This is a genomic window from Acinetobacter gerneri DSM 14967 = CIP 107464 = MTCC 9824 (assembly GCF_000368565.1).
Taxonomy (GTDB): domain Bacteria; phylum Pseudomonadota; class Gammaproteobacteria; order Pseudomonadales; family Moraxellaceae; genus Acinetobacter; species Acinetobacter gerneri.
Map to the genome: position 1 here is coordinate 66508 of NZ_KB849542.1, position 6000 is coordinate 72507.

The window sequence follows — 6000 nt, forward strand, 5'->3', positions numbered from 1 at the left end:
ATTCTGAAAGTTATTCCCTTAGCCATATCGATAGCACGTAGGCTAAGGGATCATTTTTATCTCAACCCATTTATATTGTTTTATTTTTTTGCTTGATGGCTAATCAAAACAGTTGCTGTTGAAAGGATGCCCTCTTGACGCCCAGTAAAGCCCAATTTTTCAGTTGTGGTCGCTTTAACGCTAATTTGAGTTACATCTACATTTAGAACATCTGCAATACTTTGACGCATTTCCAAGTTGTGTTTGGCAAGTTTTGGACGTTCACATGCAACTGTAATATCTGCATTATTGAGCACATAACCACGATCAAGAATCAATTGATACACATGTTTCAGCAAAACACGACTATCTGCACCTTTAAAATTGGGATCGGTATCTGGAAAATGTTGACCAATATCGCCCAAAGCGAGAGCACCCAACAATGCATCACACAATGCGTGCAGGACAACATCCCCATCGGAATGCGCTTTTAAACCTCGTGTATGCGGAATCTTGACACCTGCCAAAGTAACAAAATCCCCTTCTTCAAAGGCATGCACATCCATTCCCTGACCAATTCGAATTTGTGCGATCACTTTTAGCTCCTTTAATGCAGAATTTAACTGATCAAAACTTGTATTCAACGTTTCTATTTCGCTATAGTAGCAATAGCTGAACATTTATCTAAGTATAAGCGATCATGTTGCTAAAAACTGAAATTTATCATATTAAAACAATTGCTTCTTTGCTGTTTATCAGCGTTTTGAGCACAAGTTATCTACATGCTCAAGTGATTGACTGTAATGCAGCTCAACCAGCGAGCATCAAAAAAATCTGTCATAGCAATTTTAAAAGCTTACGTCATGATTTAAATGCACATTATTTGACGGCTTATCTGGTTACCGATGCACCAACACGTCTGATTGATGATAGCAATAAACTTTGGCTCAATTTTGCTAGCCAATGTAAAAACACGTCTTGCTTAAAGGCTCAACTCAATGATCGTATTGAGGATTTTAATTTTTTCACCTCAATGAATCAAAGCCTGACGCAACATTATCTCAAATATGAAAATGGGCATTTGGCGAAAACACCTGTACACATCCAAATTCACCAGCTCTCCAAAGATCGTATCAAAATCGAAGGCTTAGCCTACCGTGATCCAAATCGTAAGACCGATGCGCAGACAGAAAGTTTATTGGCTTACACCACACCAGATAAGAAAAATGAAATCTTAGATAATGAGCATCAATGTAAATATCAGCTCAATTTTCAAAAAGCGATTTTGGAAATAAAAACTCAGCAGAAAGGTTGTGATCGTTTTACTGGCGTTTATCGTTTATATGATTAGTCATTTGAATATTGCCCTAAGATAAACTCAAACTTTTTGTTGAAAATGCTGCACTATTCACATGATATCTCGGTATAAATATTTGGGTGATTCGGCATAACCTAAAGCATAATAGAACTGATGGGCTAATGTTCTACGTTCATGACAATGCAACTCTATACGCACACATTTTCGTAATTTAGCGACCTCTAGGCATTTTTCTTCAAGTAAATGCCCTATTCCCAAACCGCGATATTTTTCATCTATAACCAAATAACTAATACGTGCAAAATCACCAGATAATGCAATTTGTAAAATGATTGACATAGAAATCATGCCCACTATCTGTCCTGCATTTTCAGCAACATAACAATATTCATCTGGATGATCTAAGATCTGCGCTATTCTTTGCGCCATGAAAACTTCAGTATTTTGATAGCCTAATTCTGTTAATAATTCGCTCACTCTCGTCTGATCAGTTTGACTGATTTCTCTAAGTGTTATCTGCATAGTCTTTCCTTATTTTAAATTTAATATTTTTTATATCACTCTATATTTGTATCAAGTGTAAATAGTTTTTATCAAGCAGATCAAACCTAGAATCTTTGACTATTTTATTCTTTAAATACTTTATTTTTTAATTAATTAGGGAAATAAAAAAGCCTAGAATTAATCTAGGCCTTTTTCGATCTAAGTGATTATTTCCATTGGTAGCCTACAGAAACAGCGCCACTGATATTGCTACGGCTGTCTGCTGAAGCGCCCATTTTCCAGACATATTTATTGCTGTCTGTAATTGCACTCACACCAACTGCAACGGCAGTTTCTCCACGATATCCACCCACACCTGCACTGATCATACTCATACCCGCTTCAGTTGGTTGTGGCAAGTTGCCTACAGCCAATGCCCCTGCAATACCTGCACGTGTCTCATTACGTAAGTCCTGCATATTTTGGTTAGTTTGGTAGAACGCTTGTTCTAAGTTAGAAACTCGCCCATCTACAGCATTTAATGCCGATCCCACATCATGGTAGCTACCACATGCAACATTATAGGTCGGGGCTGAAGTTGACCCATCTGTGTTTACAGTCGAGCCACCACCTAAATATGTTGCCATATTTTGATTTGTTGCATGCAGTTGTGAACCGTTTACAGCATCAGTTGAGGTTTTTGACACTTCGCCATTTGCAAGCCCTGAAACTTTATTTGTAGTGCTATTTACCGTTACATTTCCAACTTTAACATTGTCTGCTGTTACGTTTTTAGCTTGTACATTATCAGCTTTTACATCTTGGGCAGTCACCGAATCCACAGCAATATCTTTTGCTAAATCAACTGTATAATTGGTTGAACCATCTGTGTTTTGATTTTTATTTACCACAGTATTTGTACCTGCAGATACTGTAGTTTTTGCCGCCGATACATCTGATTTCACTGAGGCAATCGCTTCGTCTACAGTATTTTTACCTGTACCACCAATGTCGTTAGCACTCAATGTACCATCACTATTGACTTTGGTATTTCCACCAATCACATTTGCAACGCTGTTCGATACACTTGAAAGCTGGCTACCATTGATTGCATCTTTAGAATCTTTGGATACTGTGCCATTTTCAATACCTGTGATTTTATTGCTACTGCTATCAAGCTTGATGTTTCCAACGGTGACTTGATCAGATTTCACAGTGTCAAAGCTCACGTCTTTCGCTGTTTCAACTTGGTAATTTGTCGAACCATCAGCATTTTTGGTCTCATTCACAACGATATTATCGCCAGAACTTACTGTCGATTTTGCTTGTGTCGCTTGGTTTTGTACTGCTGCGATCGCATCATTGACATTGTCTTTGCCTGTATTACCAAGATTGCTTACAGTGAGTGTTCCATCAGCGTTAACTTTAGAGTTTCCTCCAATGACTGTAGATACGCTATTTGATACACCGTAAAGCTGACTACCATTGATCGCCTCGGTAGAGTTTTTACTTACCGCACCATTGGCAAGCCCACTGATTTTGTTGCTACTTGCATCTGCAACAATATTACCCACTGTAATTTTATCCGATGTCACAGATTTGAAATTTACATCATCTGCAGTTGCAACAGCGTACTCAGTAGAACCGTCCGCATTTTTACTCGAAGTCACAATGGTATTTTTACCTGCAACGACCGTTGATTTTGCTGCTTTGGCTGTTGTATCTATCGCTTGGATTGCATCATTGACGTTGTCTTTACCTGTGCCGCCTATATTGCTGACATTAATTGTTCCATCTGGATTTACAATGGCATTTCCACCAACGACTGTTTTAAAGCTATCTGCAACTTTGAATAACTGGCCACCATTGACCACTTCAAGTGAATTTGCAGCGACTAAGCCATCAGATACACCCACAATTTTACCTGTAGCTGCATCAGCATTAATTGAACCAACAGCTAATTTACTCGCTGTCACAGAATTGAAGTCAACATCATCTGCAGTTGCGACTTTGTATTCGGTTGATCCATCAGGATTTGTCGTTGGCGTAACAAGCGTGTTTTTACCTGCAATCACTGTTGATTTTGCTGCTTTGGCTGTTGTATCAATCGCTTGGATCGCATCATTAACGTTGTCTTTACCAGTTCCGCCAATGTTCGATGTAGTCACTGTGCCATCTGGATTTACTGCAGCATTACCACCGATCACCGTTTTAAAGCTATCCGATACACCGTAAAGTTGGCTACCATTGATCGCATCTTTTGAATCACTTGCTACTGTACCAGCAGTCAGACCTGTAATCTTGCCTGAGCTTGCATCAGCACGGATTGCACCCACTGTGACTGAGTTAAAATCAACATCATCTGCAGTTTCAACTTTGTATTCGGTTGATCCATCCGTATTTGTCGTTGGCGTCACAAGGGTGTTTTTACCTGCAACCACGGTTGATTTAGCAGCTTTGGCAGTTGTATCAATGGCTTGAATCGCATCATTAACGTTGTCTTTACCAGTTCCGCCAATGTTCGATGTAGTTACAGTGCCATCAGGATTTACTGCAGCATTGCCACCAATCACTGTTTTAAAGCTATCCGATACGCCGTAAAGCTGACTGCCATTGATCGCATCTTTTGAGTCGCTTGCTACTGTACCAGCAGTTAGACCTGTGATCTTGCCTGTAGTTGCATCAGCATTAATTGAGCCAACAGTTAATGAACTTGCTGTCACAGAATTGAAATCAACATCATCTGCAGTTGCGACTTTGTATTCGGTTGAACCATCAGGATTTGTGGTTGGCGTTACAAGCGTGTTTTTACCTGCAATGACAGTTGATTTTGCTGCTTTCGCTGTTGTATCAATCGCTTGAATCGCATCATTGACATTGTCTTTACCTGTGCCACCAATGTTGGATGTAGTCACTGTACCATCAGGATTTACTGCAGCATTGCCTCCAATCACAGTTTTAAAGCTATCCGATACACCATAAAGCTGGCTGCCATTGATCGCATCTTTTGAATCACTGGCTACTGTACCTGCAGTTAGACCTGTGATTTTTCCAGTTGTTGCATCGGCACGGATTGCACCCACTGTGACTGAATTAAAGTCAACATCATCTGCAGTTTCAACTTTATATTCGGTTGAACCATCAGGATTTGTGGTTGGCATTACAAGGGTATTTTTACCTGCAATCACTGTTGATTTAGCAGCTTTGGCAGTTGTATCAATGGCTTGAATCGCATCATTAACATTATCTTTGCCTGTACCACCGATGTTTGATGTGGTCACAGTACCATCAGGATTTACTGCAGCATTACCACCGATCACTGTTTTAAAGCTGTCTGAGACACCATAAAGCTGACTGCCATTGATCGCATCTTTAGAGTCGCTCGCTACTGTACCTGCAGTCAGACCAGTGATTTTTCCACTTGTTGCATCAGCATTAATTGAACCAACAGTTAATGAACTTGCTGTCACAGAGTTAAAGTCAACATCATCTGCAGTTTCAACTTTATATTCCGTTGAGCCGTCAGGATTTGTGCTTGGCGTTACAAGGGTATTTTTACCCGCTATAACGGTTGATTTTGCGGCTTTAGCTGTTGTATCAATCGCTTGGATTGCATCATTAACAGTGTCTTTGCCTGTACCACCGATGTTCGATGTGGTCAGAGTGCCATCTGGATTTACTACTGCATTACCACCGATCACAGTTTTAAAGCTATCTGATACGCCATAAAGCTGACTACCATTGATTGCATCTTTTGAATCACTTGCTACTGCACCAGCAGTTAAACCTATGATCTTGCCTGAGCTTGCATCTGCACGGATTGCACCCACTGTGACTGAATTAAAGTCAACATCATCTGCTGTTTCGACTTTGTATTCGGTTGACCCATCAGGATTTGTAGTTGGGGTAACTAGGGTGTTTTTACCCGCTATGACCGTGGATTTTGCGGCTTTGGCTGTTGTATCAATGGCTTGGATTGCATCATTAACAGTGTCTTTGCCTGTACCACCGATGTTCGATGTGGTCAGAGTGCCATCTGGATTTACGGCAGCATTGCCACCAATCACTGTTTTAAAGCTATCCGATACGCCGTAAAGCTGACTGCCATTGATCGCATCTTTAGAGTCGCTTGCTACTGTTCCTGCAGTTAAACCTGTGATTTTTCCAGTTGTTGCATCAGCATTAATTGAGCCAACAGTTAATGAACTTGCTGTTACAGA

General features: G+C 40.2%; 4 protein-coding genes. 1 reads left to right on the forward strand and 3 read right to left on the reverse strand.

The features are described from left to right. Positions 1 to 80: 80 nt before the first annotated feature. Entirely contained in the window at positions 81 to 575 is a 495-nt protein-coding gene (gene ispF / locus F960_RS05905; protein ID WP_004860745.1) for a 2-C-methyl-D-erythritol 2,4-cyclodiphosphate synthase, read from the reverse strand. 104 nt (positions 576 to 679) lie between these two features. Between ispF and F960_RS05910 the strand changes: the two genes are divergently transcribed. Further along, complete coding sequence (locus tag F960_RS05910) at positions 680 to 1330, forward strand: A1S_1983 family putative colistin resistance protein (protein ID WP_004860747.1); 651 nt, start codon at positions 680 to 682, stop codon at positions 1328 to 1330. A 57-nt stretch (positions 1331 to 1387) separates the two neighbouring features. Here the strand turns inward: F960_RS05910 and F960_RS05915 are convergent, their stop codons facing one another. After that, the gene (locus F960_RS05915; RefSeq protein ID WP_004860750.1) at positions 1388 to 1819 is read right to left on the reverse strand and encodes a GNAT family N-acetyltransferase; all 432 of its coding nucleotides are present in this window, start codon (positions 1817 to 1819) and stop codon (positions 1388 to 1390) included. Between the two features lie 188 nt (positions 1820 to 2007). Further along, on the reverse strand, positions 2008 to 6000 hold a 3993-nt coding region (locus F960_RS05920), incomplete at its 5' end, for a YadA-like family protein (RefSeq protein WP_004860753.1).

What these genes read in the sequence shown, in the direction of transcription:
- F960_RS05910 (WP_004860747.1), top strand. Translation starts at nt 680, where the DNA reads ATGTTGCTAAAAACTGAAATTTATCATATTAAAACAATTGCTTCTTTG.
- F960_RS05915 (WP_004860750.1), bottom strand. Translation starts at nt 1,819, where the DNA reads ATGCAGATAACACTTAGAGAAATCAGTCAAACTGATCAGACGAGAGTG.